This is a genomic window from Clostridium sp. 1001271st1 H5 (assembly GCF_005845215.1).
Taxonomy (GTDB): domain Bacteria; phylum Bacillota; class Clostridia; order Lachnospirales; family Lachnospiraceae; genus Enterocloster.
In genome coordinates this window covers 79,386-101,627 of the sequence record NZ_SPHO01000021.1, presented here as the reverse complement: position 1 = coordinate 101,627, position 22,242 = coordinate 79,386, and the positions used below count along the sequence as shown (strand labels likewise).

Sequence of the window (22,242 nt, the reverse complement as noted above, 5' to 3'; positions counted from 1 at the left end):
GCACCCATGCCGCCGCCCGAATCATCTTTACTGTGCCAGCTGCTCCTCTGTGTAGTAGCCGCCGTCCACGATAATTTCCTTATAGTTGTCCTTGTCTACTGCCACCGGTGTGCACAGGTAAGCAGGAACCACAACCTTGCCGTTGTTGTACTGTTCGGTATCGTTGATTTCAGGCTCAGCGCCTTCCAGAACAGCCTGTACCATGGTTACGCACTTCTCAGCCAGAAGACGTGTATCTTTGTAGATGGTTGCTGTCTGGTAACCGGAAATGATGTTCTTAACTGCCATCAGCTCTGCATCCTGTCCTGTAATCAGAGGCCAGTCCTCGCCAACCTTGTAGCCGGCGCCTTCCAGCGCTGCCTTGCAGCCGTATGCGAAACCGTCAAATGCGCTTGCGCAGATGTCCAGCTTCTCGTCTGCATAGAATCCGGTCAGATAGTTCTCACAGTTCTGCTGGGCTGTTTCCTGGGACCATCTCAGGATACATGTATCCTCGAAGGATGTACGTCCGGACTTGCATACCAGTGTTCCGTCATCCAGGTATGGCTGAAGGACTTCCATCAGTCCGTTGTACAGGAACAGCGCGTTGTTGTCATCCGGTGAGCCCATAAAGAACTCGATGGTGTAGGACTCTCCGGCTGCCTTGGCTGCATCTAAGTCCTTGGCTTCCTTTATGTAGTTGCCGATTGCGGTACCAACGCCCTTGTTGTCAAAGGTTGCATAGTAGGAAACCGCGTCGGTGTCCATCAGAAGACGGTCATAAGCAATGATTGGGATGCCTGCGCTCTTGGCCTGCTCCTCAACGTTTACAAGTGCGGAGGAATCGATGGATGCGATTACCAGGCAGTTGACGCCGGATGCAATCATGTTCTCAATCTGGGAAACCTGCATCTGTACATCGTCCTCTGCATACTGAAGGTCTACTTCGTATCCAAGGGCTTCCAGCTGCTTCTTCATATTGGCGCCATCGTTAATCCAGCGCTCGGATGACTGTGTCGGCATGGCCACGCCTACCTTCTGGCCCTCGCCGGTTGCTGCCTTGGCTGCCTCGGTAGCCGCATCAGCTGCTGCGGTGGAATCTGCCGCTGCCGCGGTGGTGTCCCCTGCCGCTGTGGTTACTGATGTCTGCTGTGAGCCGCCGCATCCTGTTAACAGTGAAGCCGCGATTGCCGTCCCCAGAATCATGCTTAAAATTTTTCGTTTCATATGTTACCTCCCATGGTTTAATTTATACATACAACTTGCATACATGTTTGCAAGCTTGTACTTTCGTTAATTCAGCTAAGCCTTGTCCTGTTTCATCCGGTCATTTTGGATTAATTTGCAGTTTCGCAGTTTTTATCCAGTTTGTGTTGTGGGTTTCGTCAATTTTTCTTACGTTTTTCTTTAAATACACTATACATTTTTGTTCTTCATTTGTCAATAGGTATTTATTACTTTTTTATATTTTTTATTCTTGTACGTACAACTTATGCAACATTTTACCCATTTTCGACCAGAAACCTTCTTTCTCCCATGTGAATATATCCGAAATACCAACCCCCAATGCAAAAAAATGCCAGCAAGCCGACGGCCCGCTTGCTGGCACGATGATTTGTTACATTCAATGATTTGTTACATTTTCAGCCGTCATTACTTATTCTTTCTCTTCAGGGCTGCTATCAGGCTCTGAAGTACGATAAAGAAGCACAGAAGGGCTGCAATGGTGATTCTCACCCACCAGGAGGACAGCGTGCCCTGGAAGGTGATGAAGGATTCAATGGTGCCCTTAATCAGAACGCCGAAAAGGCTTCCGATGACATTTCCCACGCCGCCTGTCAGAAGGGTTCCGCCGATAACGGAGGAAGCGATGGCGTCCATCTCAAATCCTTTGGCCTGCTCCACGAAGCCGGAGCATGTGTTCATGCAGAACAAAAGTCCGCCCAGCCCTGCCAGGAATCCGTCCAGCACATACGCCTGAAGCTTGATTCGCCTTACATTCAGACCCAGCAGCAGGGCAGACTGCTCGTTTCCGCCGATGGCGTAAATAGAACGGCCGAACTTGGTATACTTAAGGACCACGAAAATAACGGCCAGAACCACAAGGGCAATGATAACGCTTGGGTATACGTAAGGGTAAATCATGACCCCCTTTTTATTCAGATAGCCGCCAAAGGGCAGGTACATCTTAAAGGTGGCAATACCGGTAAATGTCTTGTTGGTAATGCTAATCATCTCCTGGCTGATAATGGATGTCATGCCTCTCGCAAAAAACATGCCTGCCAGGGTCACGATAAAGGGCTGTATCTTAAGGTAAGACACCAGAAATCCCTGTACCAGACCAAATATGCACCCGGTAACCAGCACGATAAAGATGGCGGGAAATGCGCCGATGTTTCCCCTTTCCATCATCCAGGCCAGCATCATGCACACCATGGCCACCACGGAGCCAACGGAAATGTCGATGCCGCCTGTAATCATGACAATGGTCATGCCCGTTGCCACCACAATCAGGCCGGCGTTGGATATAAACAGGTTCAGGAAGTTCTGTACCTTTGCAAATCCCCTTCCGCCGAACATGATGATGCCCACTATGTACATCACAAAGAATAATATGATGGTGACAGCCAGCAGGAAGGAGTTGCCGTCCAGCTTTTTCTTTTCACTTCTGTTTTTCATTATGCCACTCCTCCTTCCACGTTTTTGGATGTGTGTCTGGCAGCCAAACGCTTTCTGAACTTCTTAAGCTCATCCGACTGTACAGCTACAATCAGGATAACCACAATGGCCTTGTATACCGGAATCTGGTCCGCAGGCACGCTCATGGCATAGAGGGTTGTGGTCAGTGCCTGGATGGTATAGGCGCCAATTACAGAGCCCAGCAGGGAGAACCGGCCGCCGCCCAGGGAGTTGCCGCCTAAGGCCACTGCCGCAATGGCATCCAGCTCCATGTTGAGGCCGATGTTGTTGGCGTCCGCGGAATAGATACGGGAAGACGCCACCAGTCCGGCGATTCCCGCGCACAGTCCGCAGAATGCATAGGCCAGCCAGATAATTTTCACTGATTTAAGGCCCACCAGGCGGGACGCCCTCTCATTGATGCCCACGGACTGGATGTACATGCCCATGGCTGTTTTCTTCAGCAGCACATAGGTGAGGACCACCACAATTACAGCCACAAAGATGGGGGTGGGAATGGGTATTCCCGGTATGTTGTTGCCCAGCAGCTTATATCCGTCCACGCGGATGTAGGTAATCTGACCGTTTGTCACCAGCTGGGAGATGCCCCTGCCTGCGGTAAACAGAATCAGGGTTGCCACCATGGGCTGTATCTTAAGCTTGGCAACCAGCAGCCCGTTAAAGCCGCCGCACACCACCGCCACTGCCAGGGCTGCCAGCACGGCCAGGATGTAGGGATTGGCATATTCATTGACAGACACCTCGCCGCCTGCCAGGACCCTGGTGCACACTGCGGCAGCCACTGCCATGACAGCGCCCACGGAAATATCGGTTCCGGCGGAGGCGGACACCACCAGAGTCATGCCCACGGCCAGCACCACCAGCTCGCTGGCCCGGTTGATGACATCGATGATATACCCGTAGAGGACGCCGTTATTGATGGTTATTCTAAAAAACGTGGGTGTGGTAATCAGATTGATTAACAGTACTATGATAAGACAGGACAGCGGGAGAAACAGCCTGTAACCTGTCAGTTTTTTAAGTTTTCCCATTATTCTTCCCCTCCTCCCGCAATTGCTTTCATGATGGAATCCTGGCTCAGCTCGGTTTCCTTAAGTTCTCCCACCTTCTCGCCGTCACGCATGACCGCCATGCGGCTGCAGGTGCGCAGCATCTCCTCAATCTCCGATGAAATAAACACCACGGACATGCCGTCCTCTGCAAGCTTCAGCACCAGCTTCTGAATCTCTGTCTTGGTACCGATATCGATTCCCCTTGTGGGCTCATCCAGTATCAGGAAATCCGGATTAGTCAGCAACCAGCGCCCCAGAATCACCTTCTGCTGGTTGCCGCCGGAGAGCTGTTTGATGGGAGTTTCCCTGTCCGCTGTTTTGATTTGAAGGATGTCGATGTATTTGTCCGTGAATTCCTCCTGTTCCTTCCTGCTCATAAGCTTGAACATGCCCTTCTTGGCCTGGAGGGCAATGATGATGTTCTCCCTCACGGACAGGTCTGCGATGATGCCCTCCTCCTTGCGGTTTTCAGGCAGGTAAGCCATGCCTTCCATCATGGCGTCAATGGGCGCATTGACCTTTAGCATCTTTCCCTTTACCTCCAGCTCGCCGCTGTCCGGCTTATCGGCGCCGTATATGGCGCGGACCAGCTCAGAACGGCCTGAGCCCAGAAGCCCTGTAAGGCCGATGACCTCGCCTTTATGGATATCCAGGCTGAAGGGTTTGATGGTACCCTTGTGCCCCAGCCCTTTGGCGCTTATGATGACATCCTCCTTGACCGTGGACACGCCTTCCTTCTTGATGGCTGCCAAATCATCGAAATCCTTGCCCATCATCCTGGCCACCAGCTGCACCCTCGGCAGCTCCTCCACCTTAAATTCCCCTACCAGGGCGCCGTTTCTGAGAACCGTAATCCGGTCGCAGACAGCATATACCTGCTCCAGGAAGTGGGTAACGAAAATGATTCCGATTCCCTTGGCCTTAAGCTGCCGCATCAGCACAAACAGCTTCTCCACCTCACCGTCGTCCAGGGAGGATGTGGGCTCATCCAGAATCAAAACCTTGGCCGACATATCCACCGCCCTGGCAATGGCAATCATCTGCTGTATGGCCAGGGAATAGTTCTCCACCGCCATGGTCACGTCAATGCGGATGTCCAGGCCTTCCAGCAGTTTCCTGGCATTTTCCTTCATGGACCTCCAGTCTATCATGGGCCCCTTTTTCGGTTCCCTGCCAATGTAGAGATTCTCAGCCACGGACAGGTTGGGGCACAGGTTCACCTCCTGGTAAACCGTGCTGATGCCATTCTCCTGCGCTTCCTGGGGCGACCGGTTGACGATGGTATCGGATGAACCTTCCATTCGGATTGTACCGGTCTCAAACTCCTCCACGCCGGTCAGCACCTTGATTAATGTAGACTTCCCGGCACCATTCTCACCCATAAGGGCGTGGATTTCGCCTTTTCTTAAAGTAAAATCCACATCCTGCAGTGCCTTTACACCGGGGAAATTTTTGCTGATTCCCCGCATTTCCAAAACAACGTTCTGCTCCATGCGATTTCCGCCTTTCTACCGTAATTCGCCCCATTTCCAGGGCTCAGTTGCCAGAATACATCCAGTCCCGGGCTTGAAAAGTGGGGAGAGCCGTGCAACGACTCTCCCCACCGCCTTTCCTGAACTGTAACGAAAATGTTGATTAATAAGCGCGCTCAGCCTTGATGGATTCCAAATCCATGGATGTATCGAAGTAAGCCTCGTCTACATACTGAATCTTCTCAACGGTCTCGCCCTTCTCCAGCTTCTTGATGATTTCATCTACACGCGGTCCGTGCAGCGGGTTGCACTCAAATGCTGCGTTTAAGTCGCCTGCTATCATAGCGTCAAATGCTGCCTTAACTGCGTCAAAGGAGAAGATGATGATGTCGCCGTCGGGTCCGCAGGTCTTGCCGGCCGCCTTGATTGCATCGATAGCTCCGAATGCCATGTTGTCATTCTCTGCAACTACCACATCAATGTTATCATAGGACTTAAGGAAGGACTCCATAACTTCCTGGCCTTTAGCCTGTGTGAATTCACCGGTCTGCATATCTAACATTTTCCAGTTGTCATGCTGCTTTAAGATGTTTCCGAAACCTTCTGTACGGCCAACCTGTGCGGATGCTCCGATGGTTCCCTGAAGGGTAACGATGTTGATGTCCTCGCCGTCCCTTCCCTGTGCCTTTAAGTAATCAGCCAGCCAGTTTCCTGCTGTCTCGCCTTCCTTGATGAAGTTGCCGCCTACCCAGCACTCATACAGGCTTTCATCCACGTCCATCTGACGGTCGGACAGGATAACCGGAATTCCTGCTTCCTGTGCTTCCTGGAGAACTGCTTCCCATCCGGTCTCAACCACGGGGGCAACTACTATGTAGTCAACATCCTGCTGGATAAAGCTTCTGATGGCCTTAATCTGGTTCTCCTGCTTCTGCTGTGCGTCGTCAAAAATCAGCTTGTAGCCGTTTTCTTCTGTAAAGGTTGACTTAAAGGACTCTGTATTAGCGGTTCTCCAGTCAGACTCAGCGCCAACCTGTGCATATCCCACTACAATCAAATCGCCGGATGCTGCTTCATCCTTTGCCTCTGCCTCTGTCTCAGCCTCTGACTTCTCAGGAGCTGCCGTTGTGTCGGCTGCGGCTGCGGTTGTCTCTGCTGCCGGAGCAGCTGTTGTCTCTGCAGGCTTGTTTCCGCCGCACCCTGCCAGCAGGGATGCTGCCATTGCTGCACATAACATAACGCTTAATCCTTTTTTCCTCATAATACGTAAACCTCCTTGATTTGTATTTTGTTTCCCCTTGTTGGTATAATCATAGCAGTTGTTAATAACAAAAACAACGGAATTTCTCCGTTGTTTTGTACACGATTTTTAGAATTTTCATAGTTTGTTCATACATTTGGGTGTTTTTTTACGATTATGGTGGGATATTTTTCAATTCTCCCCTTCCCCCATTATCTCCGGCCCGCTGTCTCTGGCCTCCAGAGGAATGGTCACCACGGCCCTTGTGCCCCTGCCCAGGACGCTGTGAAATTCCAGGCTGCACCGGGAACCGTAGTTCAGCCGCAGGCGCTCCGCCACGTTAAACAGTCCGAAACCGCCCTTGGGAGCCGGTCCTTCCCGTAAAGGCCGGTCTTTTTCCCCTCTGAGCTTTCGCCTTACGGCCTCCATCTCCTCCTGTGTCATGCCGGCGCCGTCGTCCTCCACCTCCAGCACGGCCATGTCCTCCCTGGCATACCCCCGGACCCAGATGTGTCCCTTCCCCCTCTTATTCTTGATGCCGTGATAGAGGGCATTCTCCACCAGCGGCTGCAGGGTAAGCTTCAGGATTCTGCACTCCTCCAGGTTTTTTTCCAGCGTGACCTCATAGTCCATTATATCCTGGTAGCGGATTTTCTGGATTTGGAGATAGCTTTCAATGTGGCCGATTTCCTCGCGCATGGTAATGAAATCCTTTCCGCCGCTGAGGGTTGTGCGGAAAAATTCCGACAGGGAGGTGACCATGTCCACCACGGCCCGGTTCTGTCCCCCCTCCGCCAGCCACACAATGGTATCCAGGGTGTTATAGAGGAAGTGGGGGTTAATCTGTTCCTGGAGAAGCTGCAGCTCCATGACGCGGCGCTGGTTCTGCTCCTGCCGTATGTCCTCTATGAGCCGTCCGATTTCTTCCTTCATATGGTCAAAGCTTCCCGTAAGGATTGCCAGCTCATCCCCCGCCTCAATCTTGGGCCCGGAAGTGAAATCTCCCTTTGCAACCCTCTCCGTCTCATTGCAGAGCTTCTGAATGGGCTCAGTGACGCTCTTGGTTATCCTGCGGCTGAGAATCAGGCTGATGAGAAGGATGGATACCAGCAGGGTCAGGCTGACCACTATGGCCGTGTGCTCCTGGCTCTCCAGCTCCTTCTGTATCTCCTGGACATGCAGAGTCTCGTAGTATACATACTCCCTGCCCTGCTTTTCTATGTCCGCTGTCAGCACCCGGACGCCGTAATCCAGGATTTCCATGTTCTTATCATACATACCGTGGGGCAGGTTGTCTTCTATCTCATCCACTCTCTGTTCCAGCTGGTCCAGGCAATGAAGCAGCCAGTTAATCCTGGTCCGGTTGGCGCCCTCCGGCGTCCGTTTTAACAGCTGCCGGTAGGTCTTCCTGGCATCGCTTACGACCTGATGGGGGTCCTTAATCTGCTCCCATCCATAGGGCCGTTCCTCTTCCATCAGGTCATGGATGGTCTGGTAGGTCCGCATGCCTATGACAATGCGGTACATGCTGTAATCCACATCCTCCCGCAGATTGGCCGTGACGCTGTTGGCCTGGGTAATGTTGGTGATGCTCTGGGTATAAGCATTGCAGAACTTGGCCACTGTGGCCATGAGATAGATGACCAGCACTGCCAGGGGTATGATGATGATGAATGTCATCAGATTCAGGCGCTTTTCCAGAGGCAGGCGCTCCAGGATGCGGTTTCCGTCCCACTCCTTCCTGCCGGCCCCGGTCCTCCATTTTCCTTTCATGAACCCTCCCTGCTTCCGGCCCTGTACTCCTTGGGCGTGCATCCCACGGTCTTTTTGAACAGATAGCCGAAATAGTGGGAATCCTTATATCCCACCTCGTACCCGATTTCAGAAGTTTTAAGGTTGGAGCACATCAAAAGCTCCTTTGCCTTATCCATGCGCACCCCGGTAAGATACTCCACAAAGGTCACCCCCATCTCCTGGCTGAAGATAGAGCTGAAATAGCTGGGGCTTATATTGACCCTGGCCGCCACTGTATTGAGGGATATCTCCTCCTTGGCGTAATTCTCATGGATAAACGCCTTAGCCTCGTCCAGGACCTGGCTGTACTTGCTGGCTGTCTGGCTGTCCCTTAAGGTCATGACCTCCTCAAAGAGCCGCACCAGCTTATCCTTCAGCATGTCCAGGGCACAATTGTCCTTAAGGACCTTTTCCATGTCCGACAGTTCCCGCGGAAGGCGCGCCATGTCCAGGCCCAGCTGCTCCAGGAAGGTGCTGACGCAGAGATAGCAATCCATGACAATGTACTGGCGGAACATAAAGGACTGGCAGTTTTTTTCTCCCACATTCTGGAAATACTCCTCCACAAATCCGGCAGCCTCCCCAACGGTTCCCTGTTTCAGAAAATTCTCCAGAGTCTTCCTGTTCACCTTTGACGCATCCACGGAGTGGATATCAATGGCTTCCCCGGAGCCGTGGACCATGCCGTCCATCTGGCTGTAGCTGATAACCCGGTTCATTTCCATGAAAAACCTGGCTGCAAACGCCCGTCCCGCCTGCAGATAGGACATCTGCAAATCTCCCAGACGGTTTACGCAGCTTCCGATTCCTCCGAAATACTGTATGTCCTTATAGGCCCCGGCCAGTTCCCCCAGGCTGACGGCGCACTCACTCATCCTGCGCTCCACCTCCTGCTCAGACTCCCCTGTCAGTATGAAAGCCCAACCCTCGTCCCCGCGGTCAAATACCAGTATGTGTTCCCGGCCCTCCATCCGCTCCTCAATGGCCTCCTGGCAGGATACCACCCGATCGGAATAGGCGACAGCAGAACCCATTGGCATGAGTTTAAACAGCATAAGCTGGTAAAAGGAGGCGGACAGCTCCATGCCCACCTGCGCGCCCCGTTCCAGGGCCTCTTTAAAATTGACCCGTCCTGTCACCAGGTCCCGCAGCAGGCGCTGGCGTTCCAGCACTGTATTCTCCGCCATCTCCAGTCGGTACTTGTCCATGAGGCGGGCGTCCTCCCTCTCCTTCTCAATTACATCCGCCACCTTCTTCACTGCCTCCAGAAGCTTGGCTGCTGTGATAGGCTTCAAAAGGTAGTCCGTCACCCCGATGTGTATGGCCTGCTTGGCGTAGTCAAATTCATTATACCCGCTGAGTATGATGATTTTGATTCTGGGAAATTCCTTTTTCACCAGTTCCGAGAGTTCCAGTCCGTCCATAAAGGGCATACGGATATCCGTGATGAGAATGTCCGGCTGCGTCTTCCTGATAAGCGGATAGGCCAGTTCACCGTCACTGGCTTCCCCTGCGAATTCCAGCCCTTCTTTCTCCCATGGGATGTTGTTTTTAATGCCGTTCCGCATGACAATCTCATCTTCCACAAGAAAAACCTTTATCATAATCCAGTCCCCCCTCTTATGTATTTTTTTCCACACCTTCCAATTGCTGTCTTTCAGTATAAAATATAACACGTTCATTTTCAAGGTAATTCCGGTCCGTCTTTTTACCTCTTTGTGCCTATTTTTCCCCTTTTTTCATCCCTTCCCTTCTTGCGGCCCCTCTTCCAGCCCATGCCTTACCCTCCATTTTTCCTTGGGAAACAAAAAAGCAGAGACCTCCGTACTGTCTCCGCCTTTGTTCCGGTTTGCTGGTTTATTGCTTTTCCCGGTTCTTCCGGTTAATCCATTCCGTGGACACATCCATAGCTGCACGGCAGGCCCTTGTCTGGTCCAGGGAATTAAGCATGACAAAATCGTGGATAATGGCCTGGAACCGCAGGGCGGTCACATCCACCCCGGCGTCGCGCAGCTTCCTGGCATAGGCCTCCCCCTCATCCCTGAGCACATCTGCCTCGCCGTTCAGTATCATGGCGTCCGGCAGGCCCCGCAGCTGTTCCCTGGAAGCCCGGAGAGGAGAGGCCGTAATCTGTCCCCTGTCTCTCTGGCATGGGGCATACTGGTTCCAGAACCACTCCATGCCTGCCCGGTACAGGTAATAGCCCGCTGCGAATTCATTGTAGGAGCAGGTATCAAAGCAGGCATTGGCAACCGGATAATACAGAAGCTGTTTCTGGATGAAGGGCCCCTTCCTGTACTTGGACATAAGGGTCATGATTGTGGCCATGTTGCCTCCCACGCTGTCCCCTGCCACGGTGAAGGTTCCCGGATTCATGGTATATCCCATGGACTTCACAAGGTCCGGAACCGTACACATGACGCTGTAGCACTGCTCAATGGCGGTGGGATAACGCGCCTCCGGGGAACGTGAATACTCCGGGAAAATCAACAGGCAGCCGGTTCTGGCAGCCAGCTCCCTTACCAGCTTTTCATGGGTGTGGAAGCTTCCGAACACCCAGCCGGCTCCGTGGATAAAAAAGATGACATTGGCAGGCTGGCAGGAAACACCCGGGTCCACCAGCCACACGGGAATGGTCCCCCATCTTCCTGTATTGACCCGCACCTTGCTGGTGCGGGCCGGATATTTGTACACAGGGGTATCCTGGGCTTTTTCCAGAACCAGCCTTCCCTCGGCCGGCGGCAGCTCAAATATAAGGGGCGGTTTGGAATTGGCCTGACAGACCTCCTCTGCCGCCGGCTCTAACGGTACACAACGTTTCATATGGAACTCCTTCTTCACAACAGTCTCTACTGTCAGAATATTCCAGTTTCCACGTTCTGCTCACCCATTTGATTGATTCCCTCCATTTTCTTCCGCTGTCTTATAGCAGGTGATATCATGACAGCACAAAAGGCATGCCTCCTTGCCGCCCCAGTGAATCCTGGAAGCGTCAGCGGATGACCAGACCTTAAGGACAGGATTATATACCTCCATGGTGTAATTGACCTTATCTTCCACCTCTTTCATGGGACACCGTTCACAGGGCTTATCCCTGTTGAAAAATGCCTCGTGGCAGCTCATGCCCAGCCTTGAATCCGGCGCTATCTTATAGGTCTTGTTGTTGATAAACAGCAGTTCATGGCTCTCCATGTCCACCACATAAATCCATGAATTCTGATGGTCCAGTATGGTCCTCAGGTCCTCCGCCAAATCCACGGCACTGTCCTGGGCCCTCTGCTTTAAAAGAAACAGCGACAGCAGCTCGGACACAAAGGAAAGAATCTCAATCTGGCTTATGGTCCACAGACAGTGGGAGGTGCAGTCATCAAATCCAACCCAACCCTTAAACACGCCGTTATCCTTGATGGCGCACTGGAGCATGGACTTAACCCCCCTTATCTTCAGCCGTTTCCGGATATCTTCGGGAAGCTGCCCTATATCATCGCAGTACAGAATGCCCCGCTCATTAAAACAGCTCTTATAATCCGTCTTAAGCTCTGCGTAGGAACACCCCTGCATCATGTCCTTCTGGGGCCGGATTCCTTCCTTGCACCACTCAAAGGTATTGCTGTAGCAGGTCCCATCCTCTGAATTCTCAAATACGTAGGCGCGGCTCACCTGAAGCCGTTCCCCCAGAAGCTCCAGCACGCTTTCCACAGCCTTATCCATCTGTTCTGATTTGGCCAGAATGTTAAACGCCCTGGGCAGCAGGTCATTTAATACCAGACCGCCGTTCTGCTCCGATTCAATGGCAGTATTCACCGTTGCCCCCCGCCCTGCGCCCTGGCTGAAGGCCTTGTTCTCCATGGACTGGTCGTAAATCTGGTACTGCTTTTTACCGCAGGCCTTAGCCTGGTACAGCGCCACGTCGGCCCGCCGGAACAGGGTCTGGAAATCCTCCCCATCCCTTGGGCATACGGCTATACCGATGCTGCATGTAATATAACAATCCTTCGGCAGCTCCTCCAGCACCCGTTCAAAGCACTCAATGAGCCGTCCGGCCACAGCCTTCACCCGTTCATCATTGACCACCCCCTGCAAAAGGGCCATGAACTCGTCCCCTCCAATCCTGGAGACAATGTCGCTGCTCCGGAACAGTCCTGAAAGCTGTCCTGCAATCTTTGTCAGCACTGCATCCCCAAACATATGACCGTACTGGTCATTGACCATCTTAAAGTTATCTATGTCAATGACAAACAGGGCAGCCCCTTCCCCGTCCTCCCGGTTCGCCAGCAGATGCTCAATTCTCTGTCTGGCAGACGCCTTGTTGTACAGTCTGGTCAGGGTATCGCGCTCCGCCCGCGCCTTCAGTTCCTGGGCCGCCAGTTTCTCATCATTTATGTCAATGACAATTCCCACTGCCTTGCAGGGAACTCCCTGGTCGTCAAACTGGGTGGTGGCTCTCAGCTTGCACCACTGATAGCGGCCCTTGGAATCAGACACCCGGAATTCCAGCTCCCCATATCGCCTGCCGTCCCGTATCTCTTTTATGAGATGCCCAAAAGGAGCCATGTCCTCCGGATACAGATGGGATATCTTAGGTATGCGGACCGACGCCTGCTCCGAGATGGGGTCGTATCCGAACTTGCTCTTCCAGTTGGTGGAGTACACCACGGTGTCCGTGCTTATGTCCCATTCAAAGAAAATGTCATTGGTCTGCTCCATAACAATCTTATACCGTTCCAGTCCCAGGCGCAGTTCCTCCTGGGCATGCTTGGTCTGGTCAATATCAATGATTACACTGTAAAAATACTCCTTGCCCCCGGCATCGTACATCAGGCGCCCCTTGTCCAGCACCCAGTTGATGCGTCCGCTGCGGTCCTGAACCCGGTATTCCACTTCATAATCCCCGCCCCGGTTTATCTGCTCCGTCAGTTCCCTGCGCATCCTCTCCCGGTCATCCGGATGTATCATTTCCATGTAGCGGTCATTGAACCGCTTCCTTATTTCCTTCCTGGTGTACCCGAGAAAGCCGTCATCCACATCCATCATGGTGAACCACCGGTCATTGCGGCAGCGTATGATTCCCTTCAATATTTGGTGGAGGACCCGCCGGTCCTCTCGGAGCCTCTTCTCGTCGGGATTGGCCTCCGGCTGCAGGTTTTCCAAAAGCCGCCACAGCAGAAGTGCCTTGCGGCGGCGCGGATGCTCAATGTCCACCCGCAGAAGTGTCAGTTCATAACACGCTTCCTCAGACCCTCTCTCATCCTTCAGCCGGTATTTCCAGCTCTGTTTCAGCATTCCCTCCTCAAAGAACCGCGGTATCTCTAATTTCCATATACGCCGCACATAGTCCTTTTCCTCAGTCGCCACCAAATCATTTATATAGCAGTCCACCACAGCCTCCAGGCATTCTCCCTGAAACAGCTTCTTAATCCGTTCATCCGGCGCATATACCACATGATAGCTTCCCGTGGAAAAATCCACCTCCGCCACCGTGGTGTCCACATACCGCAGCATGGCAAAATACTTCATCTGCTCCAGCTGCAGGGCGCTCAGGCTGCCGTCCCCCATCCCGGGGATTCCGCTGTGGCGGGAAAGCTCCGCTGGCGCAGGGACATTGCCGTCCCGGTACCGCTTACACAGTTCAGCCAGCTCCGGCTCCACATTCTTAAAGCAGTCCAGCAGTCTGGAGGAAAAGCATCCGCACTCGCCGTTCAGAATCATGTTGAAGGCCTGTTCATGGGGAATGGCTTTCTTATACACCCGGTCCGATGTAAGGGCGTCGTACGCATCCACAATCGATACGGCCTGGGCGCAGATGGGAATGGCATCCCCGCACAGCCCGTCCGGATACCCCCTGCCGTCCCAGCGCTCATGATGGTAGCGGCAGATGTTATAGGCATACTCCAGGTATTCCTTATCGCTCATACGTCCCAGGCCCTCCAGAATCTGGCATCCCTTGACCGTATGGGTCTTCATGATTTCAAACTCTTCCTTTGTAAGACGTCCCGGCTTGTTAAGAATCTTATCCTCAATGGCAATCTTGCCGATATCGTGAAGGGCCGAGGCAGAAGCAATGACCTCTATCTTTTTCTTATCCAGCCCGTACTCAGGACAGTTCCTGCACACCTCCTCCAAAAGCACCCGCGTAAGCAGGCGGATACGCTTGATGTGCTGTCCCGATTCCAGGCTTCTGTACTCAATGACAGACGACAGGGCATCCACCAGCACATCATTGGATTCCCTCAGTTTTCGGGCCTGCTGGCCCACCATGTCTTCCAGATTATGTTTGTGAAGATAGAGTTCAATAATATTATGTACCCGCCGTTTGACCACATGGGGCTCAAAGGGCTTGACAATGATGTCGGAAGCCCCCAAATCAAAGGCCCTCAGCTCTCCTTCCAGGGAATTATCCGCCGTGATTACCACCACAGGCACCTCGTCCAGAAGCCCATTGGCCCCCATCTCCTGCAGCACCCTGTATCCGTCCATCACAGGCATCACCACATCCAGCAGCATGATTGCAATATTCTCATGATACTGCCGCAGCAGAAGCAGCGCCTGCTCCCCGTTCTCAGCCTCCAGCAGATGGTATTCCTCCTGAAACAATCCGTCCAGAATCACGCGGTTTATCTCCATATCATCCACAATCAGTATGGTATCCCGCTGACGCATATCGTCACTTCCTCTCCGCAGCCTTCAGACCCGTGCTGCCGCTAGTCATTTGCAAGAATTCCGCATATCTCCTCATAAGCCTCTTTCAACTGCGGATATGCGCCGGCAGCATCCTCAAAGCGGTCCGCCCTGATGCAGTCCACCATGGAAGATGATATATTAAAGAGCTTATCCATGCCCAGATTAGCTGTCACTCCCTTCAGGGTGTGGGTTGCCATCAGGGCATCCTCCCTGCTCTCTTCCTCAAACGCCTTTGTAATCTTTGAAAATGTACCGTCCTCCAGAAACTTCTTAAGGAACCGTTCGTACAGTGCGGAGTTCCCGCTGAAGCGCCTTAAAGCGCCCTCTGTATCCACTCCCGCCCTCTGCAGTTCAAGTATCGTATTTAAATCCATGGAAGTCCTCCTCATTCCGGTTCTGGTCACAGAAACCGCTGTCAGATGAAATTTGCGAAAAAAGTATAACATATTGTTTAAATTATAGCAGGTTGGGGGGAATTGTGCAACGATATGAGGAAATGAGTATTACAAACCGGAACAAAAAAACAGGAGTCCCACTTAAGAGATTCCTGTTCCAGCTGCAGAAGATGGGAGTCGAACCCACAAGGTATTACTACCACACGGACCTGAACCGTGCGCGTCTGCCAATTCCGCCACTTCTGCATTTTATTTTGTGTTGCTGCTTGTCTCAAGCAACGAAGGTTATTATAAATGAGGAATGCCAATTTGTCAACATTATTTTTCAAATTTTTTACCAAATTTGATAATTAGAAAAAATTAAAAAAAATTGTCAAAAATAGTTGCCAAGTTGGAAAATCTATGATATACTACCATTCGTGTTGCGGGAGTGCTGGAATTGGCAGACAGGCAAGACTAAGGATCTTGTGGGTGTATGCTCGTGTGGGTTCAAGTCCCATCTCCCGCATTCATTTAGAAGTCCGTGGGACCTTGATTGAAAAGGCTCTGCGGTTTTTTTGTTTTTATAATTGACAATGATAGCGTATCGGCCGGACCGGTACGCTATCGCTGTTCTGTCATATCTAAGGACTACTTCACAGTATATTTCATTAGTTTTTCCATGTCGATTTCAATTCCCAGACCCGGACCGTCCGGAACAATCAGGCAGCCGTCCTCATACAGGAAAGGCTTTGTAATGATATCATCCATGTACCAGCGCGCAGCCACCTTTGTCTGTTCCGGGCAGCCTTCCACATGGGTTATAGGGAACACGGACGCAAGATTGATATTTTTTCCGCAGCAGGCCATATGTAAATTAGCCGCATTGCCGACCCCAAACTCTCCTGACCCATTCACATTACAGCGTATGCCTGCACATTCGGAAATCTTTGCAATGGTGCGGGCAGGATACAAACCGCCTGCTTTTGTCGTATAGATGGAAATGTAATCCGCTGCTCGGTTAGCCACAATGTCCAGCGCATCAGGAACCGTCCAGCAGCTCTCATCAGCGCATACAGGCACCTCCAGCATGCGCGTGACCTCCTGCAGCTGATACAGGCCTTCCACAGGCTGTTCCAGATATTGCAGATTATACTGGTCCATCCGTTTACCCCACTTTACAGCCTCCTTGGCAGAAGGATATCCCTGGTTGGCATCCACCAGGATATTGATGTCAGGGCCGAGAGCTTCCCGGAGTTTTTGCATCAGTTCCACATCGCGGACAAGATTCAGTCCACCCTTCATCTTAATGTTCTTTATCCCTTCCTTACAGGCTGCCACAGCTTCCTCCACTGCCGCGTCAATATCCATCACGACCCCCAGGCTGTGGGCAATGGGAATCGCTTTTCTGTGCTGTCCGCCCAATAGCTGGTAGACAGGTTTTTCCACCGCCTTTCCCATCATATCATACAATGCAATATCAATAGCAGCCTTTGCATAGTTATAGCCGCGGATTGCTAAATCCATTTTATGGTGAATTAAGTCAATGTCAAACGGGTCCATGCCTTCAATGGCCGGGAACAGATTTTCTTCCATTACCACGCGGGTTGTTCCTGCCGACTCACCGAAATAGCGGCCAAAGTCTCCCCCCCACTCCGGCATGGCAGTGGCCTCGCCATAGCCAATAATACCATTGTCCGCTGTAAGCTGAAGAATAACCCAGCCCTGCCCCACGTCTGCCGTGCTGCTTGCCCATGTGTGCTTGCGTCTGGTTGGTATGCTCACTTCAAATATTTTATATCCCGTAATCTTCATTCTGATACTCCTTTCTGATGATTGGTCTGCCATGAATCAGAGATTTCCAGTTCTGTCTTACTTCTGGCTTCCATACACTTAGCCGGAAAATACCGTTGTTCCAGCTCATCCCCCAGGCATCCCAGACCGGCCTGGATGATACGGGCCAGTTCCGCTGTCCTTCTGCCCATGTTGACCGAGAGCTCCATAGCCGCGGTATCCCCGCGTATACTGTCCTTTTCCCAGGTGGGCGCGTAGCCTGCCACCCCAAAATAACTTCCGGGGGCATCCGCTGCAAGAGGAATACACTTCATCAGCAATGCGGATTCAATCAGCCACTGAATGGTATATTCCTGACCGCCCCACCTGCTTGACCCCTGTACAATGGAGCCCCACGCCTTATTCCAGCGCGGGTATTTTCCCTGGAAGTAGCTGTACTGCATATTGCACAGACGGTCCATTGCACATTTAACCTGCCCCGGAACCCCTACATGGTAAACAGGAACCACCCAGACAATTCCATCTGCCCATATAAAATCTTCCCACAGTTCCTGCAGTCCGTCTTTAATGGAGCAGTCGCCGTTTTTCATACAATAGGCTGAACATTCTGCCCTGCATCCTGCAAAAGCCTTTCCGGCGAATGTAAACTGACGTATTTCCGTATCCTTAACCAGGGCTGCCCCAGCAGATGCCTGGCCGGCCAGAATCTGACAATTGCCTTCTTTCCTGGAACTTCCGTTAATAATAAGAATATGTGTCATTGAGATGACTCCTTTCCCAACAGCTTGCCCAGCACGGTATAGAGCGTGAATGCTACCAGGAAACTAATTACAGGCGGCACCAGGACATTATTTGCATTGCAGTAATATCCGGCTGCCCCGGCTGCAATCCAGGAGATGAATCCCCAGGAACTGAAGGACCTTGCCTCTGAAGAATTCTTAATAATATATACCTCCGACAGATACAGACCGGGTATGGGTGCCAATAAAACAGACAGCGTGGACACAAAGGTCAGCACGTGGTTCAGGGCTCCAGTCAGACTAAAGGCTGCGGCCAGGATTGCCAGGGCATACGCAATGCTTTTGTGTTTGAACCTGCCTTTGAGGGAAGTCTGGCCAAGGATATTCTGTATACTTAAGGTAGCACTGTAAATATTATTGTCCTGAGTCGTCCACAGGGCAAAAAAAGAACAAATGAGAGTAGGAAGCGCTATGCCAAGACCGGCTGCCGAACTGACAAAATCGCTCTTACCCGTAGCCTGGGCGCAGATAACCCCGGTCAGCTGCAGGGCCAGCAGGCAAATAAAGAAAGAAACAATGCCTCCAACCACAAAATGAGACTTTTTCTTGGCAAACCGGATTACATCCATGGATGAGATAGCGCCGAAAATCCATGACCCCACACCGGCTGTGGTGGCCTGCGTAAAGGAATAATTTCCCTCCGGCACATAGGCGAGGACGGATTCAAAATTATTGGTTGCCTTATATGCCGCCATGACAACCCAGATACAGAGCAGGATTGCAGCAGGTACCCCCAGCATACTTACCACCTCCAGTCCTTTGTATCCCCGGGAGGCAGACTGCAGCCATACAAACATCAGAATCACGGCAGTAATGCCAACGGGTATGGGCCATATGGGAAAGGCTGCAACAATCATTTTAGCAAACGTATCCCCATTGGTTCCCAGCCAGCAGACAACAGACAGCGACAAAATTACAGACAACACCAGAGAGCCCTTCTTCCCCAGGACCTTTCTGGACATTACAGTGGTGGTGATGCCGAACTTAAAAGCAATCAGCCCCATGGCGATACAGATGAATACCAGATAAATATCAGATACACAGAGCGCCTTCACAGCGTCTCCAAAGGTCATTTTGTATCCGACGGCTGCGCCGGTAACAAAATTTGACATTGCAATCAGATAACCTGCCAGAACAATAACCATACTCCATGCGCTCTTCTTCGCCCCGTCGGGAATTGCTTCATATGCATATTCACTAGCTGCCAGGACGTTTTCCTCCTGTGCGGTAATCTTTTTTTCTTCCATAGTTAGAACTCCATTCCCCTTTTTACATAGTTAATAGCTTCCTGTACAGACATTCCTTCTATTCCCATCTTCTCCAGATTAACACCTTCCCTGCGATAATTCCTACCCATCAGCGCTTCTGCCGCAGATATCAGCGCATCGGTCAGAGGCGTCCCAACCTCTGCCAGCCGTCCCAGTTCTGAAATAGGAACCAGACCGGAGCCAATATCCTCATGCATATAGCGATGGTCCAGACCCGGAGGAGCCAATATGAACTGGTTCGCTCTGCTCTCCTGGCATGCCCGGTAGGGGTCCCCGCTCTCTGCTGCTTCCCTGGTCGTGGAACCGGCATGGTATAAAACCGTGCAGAAATCATCCAGACCCAGGCCAAAGGCATTGGAAACTGACAGCCGTTCCTCATCCAGCTTCCGTATGACGTTTCCCACAGCAGGCGTAATGCCATCGTAGTAGAACCGGAAATTCCCCTTGGTGTGCTCAATCCAGCCGGCATTCAGCAGCATTCCCGGGGGATGGAACATGGCATTGACATTACAGAGAGATGACTCCAGCACATTTCTGGCAGCCACAACATGAGGATACGCCCTGCGGATTACCGACAGCACATCCTCTGTCTGGTCTGCCGGAAAGACACCTACCGTAACCGGTTTATCGCTGCTGCTGACACGAACGCTTGTTTCGCTGGTTTTTCTTGCAATATAGCTAAGGGTGTTGGATTCTGCAATCCTTCCTCTCCTCAATATTCCGGCTGCCCGAAGTGCGCCTCCGCTGTGGCCCGGATTCATGTACAGGACCGTATCCTCATTCAGATACGGCTGCAACGCCTCAAGATATGTTTCGTGACCGGTTCCCGGAACATTCATGACCACCAGGTCTGCTCCGTCTACCGCCTCCCCTATGTGGTTGGTGACACATCCGATACGGCATTGTCCATTTCCCCAGACGCCCTCATACATAAGCTGGTTGTCCTGCTTGCGGAATGCTGCGGCTCTGTCCGCTGAAAAAGTAAACAGGCTCACATCAAACCCCCTTATGGTTAAATCTGCTGCTGCTGCATATCCTCCGTGTCCACCGCCCAGTACCGCTACTTTCATACCTTCCTCCTTAATCCGCCTTGATGACAGGGAGCTGCTGATATGGATGTCTGGTGCCGGTAATCATCTGGTGTCCATCTGCTGTCACCAGCACCTCGTTCTCCAGCTGGTACCCGCACTGGCCGTCAATTACATGGATAGGCTCTACACAAAGCACCATATTCTTCTGCAGTATAGTATCCTTATATGTATTGATATAAGGCTCCTCATGCAGGGTCAGCCCCAGTCCATGGCCAATGAATGCAACAGGCTCAAATCCCCATCCGCTAAACTGCTTTGCAAAATTGTCATATATTGTCTTAGTGCTCACGCCAGGCTTAATCTGGGCAATGGCATCATCATGGGCCTTGACCATCTTTTCCCAGATATTTACATGACGTGCCTCCGGCTGCCCAACCACCGCTGTACGGCAGCAGTCGCAGTAATAATTCTGCTTGGTTCCCATCACGTCCACCCGCACTATATCGCCCTTTTCCAATACCTTATCCGTAGGCTCACCGTTTAAGAGGCAGCTTCTGACACCGGAGCCAACCATGGGCATGGACATCTTGTCGCCCTTGGCGATATCGTTAAACCCATTGGCAATAAAACGATAGATGTCTTTTTCCGTCATGCCGGCAGACACATTGGCAAATGCATTGTAAATCACATCCTCAATGTGGGAACCGAACTCCACAATACGGTCAATCTCAAACTGAAGCTTAAGGAATCGCATCTCCTCAAAGGCAGGGTCGGCATTCACAATCATCGCATGAGGCAGCTCCCGGCGAACCAAATCGCTGTCTATGGCGGACAGATAGGACAATTCCATGCCAATCCTTTTATTCTCCATACCAAATTCCTTCAGCTTCTCAATGGCTATGAGTACGGGATTTTCAGTAAATTCATTATAGCTGATGATTTTATCTCCAGGCATCCAGCTCTGCATGCGCATAATGGGTTCCTCAATATTCACCACAATGACAACCGGATTATGCTGGGCCGTGATAATGTGGATGACCTTACGGCTTCTGACCGTTACCTGCGTCGGGATATAAGCTCCGGTAACATAGGTGATATTCTCCGGCGTCATGGTGACCATTGCATCCAGTTCATACTTTTTTAACATTTCGCGTTGTAAATTGGTTATTTCCTGCATATACGTTCTCCTTTACGACTTTGTTTTGGTTGTGCTGAATTTAGCCGGCACACTATTTCCGGCAAAATTGGCAGGATGACATAGTTTCTTTTTTAGTTTTTTCAAAAATTGGTAGGATGACTTTAGGCACAATACCAAGTTCTCCGCCTTCTAAACAGCCGTGCCTATATATTGGTAGGCTGTGCGTTTTCGATACTGGCCCTTGTACTGGCCATATGGGCTACATATGCCTGTTTAATCTGATTGATATCATTGGAGCCAAAAGCATTGGCAATCTGGTTGTGCTCCCACAGCGACTGTTCTATACGCTGGTTTTGGCTGAACAGTACCTTGCGCTCGTCATAAATATTGCCCGTCAGCGCTACGCAGATATTTAGCAGAATGTCATTGCCGGATGCCCTGCGGATGATATTGTGAAACTCTAAATCGTGCTGCAGAAGCTCTCCATTGCTCAGACCTGTCTTTCTCACAGCAGTGATACAGGCCTTCAGCTGGTCGCGTATCCCTGAATAATTGTCCTCGGGAATCAAATCAATAGCCTTTAAATCCAGAGCCTCACGGACCGTAATCATATTGAATATCTCATTTTTATGTATCAGAAGCCACACAGCCGAGTCTCCATTGGGGGACACATCCGTCTTGCGCAGAAAAATACCGCTTCCATGCTTAATCTCCACGACCCCCATTGCTTCCAAAACCTTCAGTGCCTCCCGCAATGAATTGCGCCCGATTCCCAGGAGCGAAACCATCTCCCTTTCTGACGGCAGCCGTTCATCCAGGCAGAATCCCTTGTCCGTGATAAAGGCCATCAATTTCTGAACATTCTTATTTTCTTTGAATATCACACTGTTCTGACTCTGCATCGTTCTCTCCTAATCAA

General features: G+C 51.5%; 16 protein-coding genes and 2 tRNA genes. 1 reads left to right on the top strand and 17 read right to left on the bottom strand.

Features of this window, described 5'->3' with window-relative positions; all coding sequences use genetic code 11:
* Nucleotides 1–27: 27 nt before the first annotated feature.
* The 11 genes from chvE to FGS84_RS24615 form a co-directional block, all read right to left on the bottom strand.
* Nucleotides 28–1,206: a multiple monosaccharide ABC transporter substrate-binding protein gene (gene chvE, locus FGS84_RS24665; RefSeq protein WP_138310940.1), complete on the bottom strand. Its 1,179-nt coding sequence runs from the start codon at nucleotides 1,204–1,206 to the stop codon at nucleotides 28–30.
* A gap of 426 nt (nucleotides 1,207–1,632) precedes the next feature.
* Nucleotides 1,633–2,658, bottom strand: a complete 1,026-nt coding sequence (locus FGS84_RS24660; RefSeq protein WP_138310939.1) for a sugar ABC transporter permease YjfF — start codon at nucleotides 2,656–2,658, stop codon at nucleotides 1,633–1,635.
* Complete coding sequence (locus tag FGS84_RS24655; protein ID WP_138310938.1) at nucleotides 2,658–3,710, bottom strand: ABC transporter permease; 1,053 nt, start codon at nucleotides 3,708–3,710, stop codon at nucleotides 2,658–2,660. Before FGS84_RS24655 ends, FGS84_RS24660 begins: the two co-directional genes overlap by 1 nt.
* Nucleotides 3,710–5,224: a sugar ABC transporter ATP-binding protein gene (locus FGS84_RS24650; RefSeq protein ID WP_138310937.1), complete on the bottom strand. Its 1,515-nt coding sequence runs from the start codon at nucleotides 5,222–5,224 to the stop codon at nucleotides 3,710–3,712. Before FGS84_RS24650 ends, FGS84_RS24655 begins: the two co-directional genes overlap by 1 nt.
* 142 nt (nucleotides 5,225–5,366) lie before the next feature.
* Nucleotides 5,367–6,464 carry an ABC transporter substrate-binding protein gene (locus FGS84_RS24645; protein ID WP_138310936.1) on the bottom strand — a complete coding sequence of 366 codons (1,098 nt, stop codon included), beginning with the start codon at nucleotides 6,462–6,464 and terminating at the stop codon, nucleotides 5,367–5,369.
* Nucleotides 6,465–6,635: 171 nt separating this feature from the next.
* A complete protein-coding gene (locus tag FGS84_RS24640; protein WP_138310935.1) occupies nucleotides 6,636–8,216 on the bottom strand; it encodes a sensor histidine kinase in 1,581 nt (526 codons plus the stop codon).
* Nucleotides 8,213–9,841 (bottom strand): response regulator transcription factor, encoded by a 1,629-nt coding sequence (locus tag FGS84_RS24635; RefSeq protein WP_138310934.1) that lies wholly within the window; start codon nucleotides 9,839–9,841, stop codon nucleotides 8,213–8,215. Before FGS84_RS24635 ends, FGS84_RS24640 begins: the two co-directional genes overlap by 4 nt.
* Before the next feature lie 253 nt (nucleotides 9,842–10,094).
* A complete protein-coding gene (locus FGS84_RS24630; protein ID WP_138310933.1) occupies nucleotides 10,095–11,060 on the bottom strand; it encodes an alpha/beta hydrolase in 966 nt (321 codons plus the stop codon).
* 60 nt (nucleotides 11,061–11,120) lie between these two features.
* Nucleotides 11,121–14,897, bottom strand: a complete 3,777-nt coding sequence (locus FGS84_RS24625; protein ID WP_138310932.1) for a diguanylate cyclase — start codon at nucleotides 14,895–14,897, stop codon at nucleotides 11,121–11,123.
* 41 nt (nucleotides 14,898–14,938) lie between these two features.
* The gene (locus tag FGS84_RS24620) at nucleotides 14,939–15,292 is read right to left on the bottom strand and encodes an Hpt domain-containing protein (RefSeq protein ID WP_138310931.1); all 354 of its coding nucleotides are present in this window, start codon (nucleotides 15,290–15,292) and stop codon (nucleotides 14,939–14,941) included.
* Between the two features lie 183 nt (nucleotides 15,293–15,475).
* Nucleotides 15,476–15,559 (bottom strand) — tRNA-Leu (locus tag FGS84_RS24615).
* 178 nt (nucleotides 15,560–15,737) lie between these two features.
* Between FGS84_RS24615 and FGS84_RS24610 the strand changes: the two genes are divergently transcribed.
* Nucleotides 15,738–15,821: transfer RNA gene (locus FGS84_RS24610), tRNA-Leu, on the top strand.
* 122 nt (nucleotides 15,822–15,943) lie between these two features.
* Here FGS84_RS24610 and FGS84_RS24605 read toward each other — a convergent pair.
* The 6 genes from FGS84_RS24605 to FGS84_RS24580 all read right to left on the bottom strand — a co-directional run bounded on the left by FGS84_RS24605 (nucleotide 15,944) and on the right by FGS84_RS24580 (nucleotide 22,225).
* A complete protein-coding gene (locus FGS84_RS24605; protein ID WP_171042710.1) occupies nucleotides 15,944–17,107 on the bottom strand; it encodes an enolase C-terminal domain-like protein in 1,164 nt (387 codons plus the stop codon).
* A complete protein-coding gene (locus tag FGS84_RS24600) occupies nucleotides 17,104–17,847 on the bottom strand; it encodes a flavodoxin family protein (RefSeq protein ID WP_138310929.1) in 744 nt (247 codons plus the stop codon). Before FGS84_RS24600 ends, FGS84_RS24605 begins: the two co-directional genes overlap by 4 nt.
* Nucleotides 17,844–19,133 carry a cytosine permease gene (locus FGS84_RS24595; protein ID WP_138310928.1) on the bottom strand — a complete coding sequence of 430 codons (1,290 nt, stop codon included), beginning with the start codon at nucleotides 19,131–19,133 and terminating at the stop codon, nucleotides 17,844–17,846. Before FGS84_RS24595 ends, FGS84_RS24600 begins: the two co-directional genes overlap by 4 nt.
* Before the next feature lie 2 nt (nucleotides 19,134–19,135).
* A complete protein-coding gene (locus FGS84_RS24590) occupies nucleotides 19,136–20,224 on the bottom strand; it encodes an NAD/NADP octopine/nopaline dehydrogenase family protein (protein ID WP_138310927.1) in 1,089 nt (362 codons plus the stop codon).
* A gap of 10 nt (nucleotides 20,225–20,234) precedes the next feature.
* Entirely contained in the window at nucleotides 20,235–21,332 is a 1,098-nt protein-coding gene (locus FGS84_RS24585) for a Xaa-Pro peptidase family protein (RefSeq protein ID WP_171042709.1), read from the bottom strand.
* A gap of 194 nt (nucleotides 21,333–21,526) precedes the next feature.
* On the bottom strand, nucleotides 21,527–22,225 hold the full coding sequence (locus FGS84_RS24580) for a GntR family transcriptional regulator (RefSeq protein ID WP_138310925.1): 699 nt from the start codon (nucleotides 22,223–22,225) through the stop codon (nucleotides 21,527–21,529).
* Nucleotides 22,226–22,242 lie beyond the last annotated feature (17 nt).

What these genes read in the sequence shown, in the direction of transcription:
- FGS84_RS24655 (WP_138310938.1), bottom strand. Translation starts at nt 3,710, where the DNA reads ATGGGAAAACTTAAAAAACTGACAGGTTACAGGCTGTTTCTCCCGCTG.
- FGS84_RS24590 (WP_138310927.1), bottom strand. Translation starts at nt 20,224, where the DNA reads ATGAAAGTAGCGGTACTGGGCGGTGGACACGGAGGATATGCAGCAGCA.
- FGS84_RS24660 (WP_138310939.1), bottom strand. Translation starts at nt 2,658, where the DNA reads ATGAAAAACAGAAGTGAAAAGAAAAAGCTGGACGGCAACTCCTTCCTG.
- chvE (WP_138310940.1), bottom strand. Translation starts at nt 1,206, where the DNA reads ATGAAACGAAAAATTTTAAGCATGATTCTGGGGACGGCAATCGCGGCT.
- FGS84_RS24620 (WP_138310931.1), bottom strand. Translation starts at nt 15,292, where the DNA reads ATGGATTTAAATACGATACTTGAACTGCAGAGGGCGGGAGTGGATACA.
- FGS84_RS24595 (WP_138310928.1), bottom strand. Translation starts at nt 19,133, where the DNA reads ATGGAAGAAAAAAAGATTACCGCACAGGAGGAAAACGTCCTGGCAGCT.
- FGS84_RS24640 (WP_138310935.1), bottom strand. Translation starts at nt 8,216, where the DNA reads ATGAAAGGAAAATGGAGGACCGGGGCCGGCAGGAAGGAGTGGGACGGA.
- FGS84_RS24600 (WP_138310929.1), bottom strand. Translation starts at nt 17,847, where the DNA reads ATGACACATATTCTTATTATTAACGGAAGTTCCAGGAAAGAAGGCAAT.
- FGS84_RS24585 (WP_171042709.1), bottom strand. Translation starts at nt 21,332, where the DNA reads ATGTTAAAAAAGTATGAACTGGATGCAATGGTCACCATGACGCCGGAG.
- FGS84_RS24625 (WP_138310932.1), bottom strand. Translation starts at nt 14,897, where the DNA reads ATGCGTCAGCGGGATACCATACTGATTGTGGATGATATGGAGATAAAC.
- FGS84_RS24645 (WP_138310936.1), bottom strand. Translation starts at nt 6,464, where the DNA reads ATGAGGAAAAAAGGATTAAGCGTTATGTTATGTGCAGCAATGGCAGCA.
- FGS84_RS24605 (WP_171042710.1), bottom strand. Translation starts at nt 17,107, where the DNA reads ATGAAGATTACGGGATATAAAATATTTGAAGTGAGCATACCAACCAGA.
- FGS84_RS24635 (WP_138310934.1), bottom strand. Translation starts at nt 9,841, where the DNA reads ATGATAAAGGTTTTTCTTGTGGAAGATGAGATTGTCATGCGGAACGGC.
- FGS84_RS24650 (WP_138310937.1), bottom strand. Translation starts at nt 5,224, where the DNA reads ATGGAGCAGAACGTTGTTTTGGAAATGCGGGGAATCAGCAAAAATTTC.
- FGS84_RS24630 (WP_138310933.1), bottom strand. Translation starts at nt 11,060, where the DNA reads ATGAAACGTTGTGTACCGTTAGAGCCGGCGGCAGAGGAGGTCTGTCAG.
- FGS84_RS24580 (WP_138310925.1), bottom strand. Translation starts at nt 22,225, where the DNA reads ATGCAGAGTCAGAACAGTGTGATATTCAAAGAAAATAAGAATGTTCAG.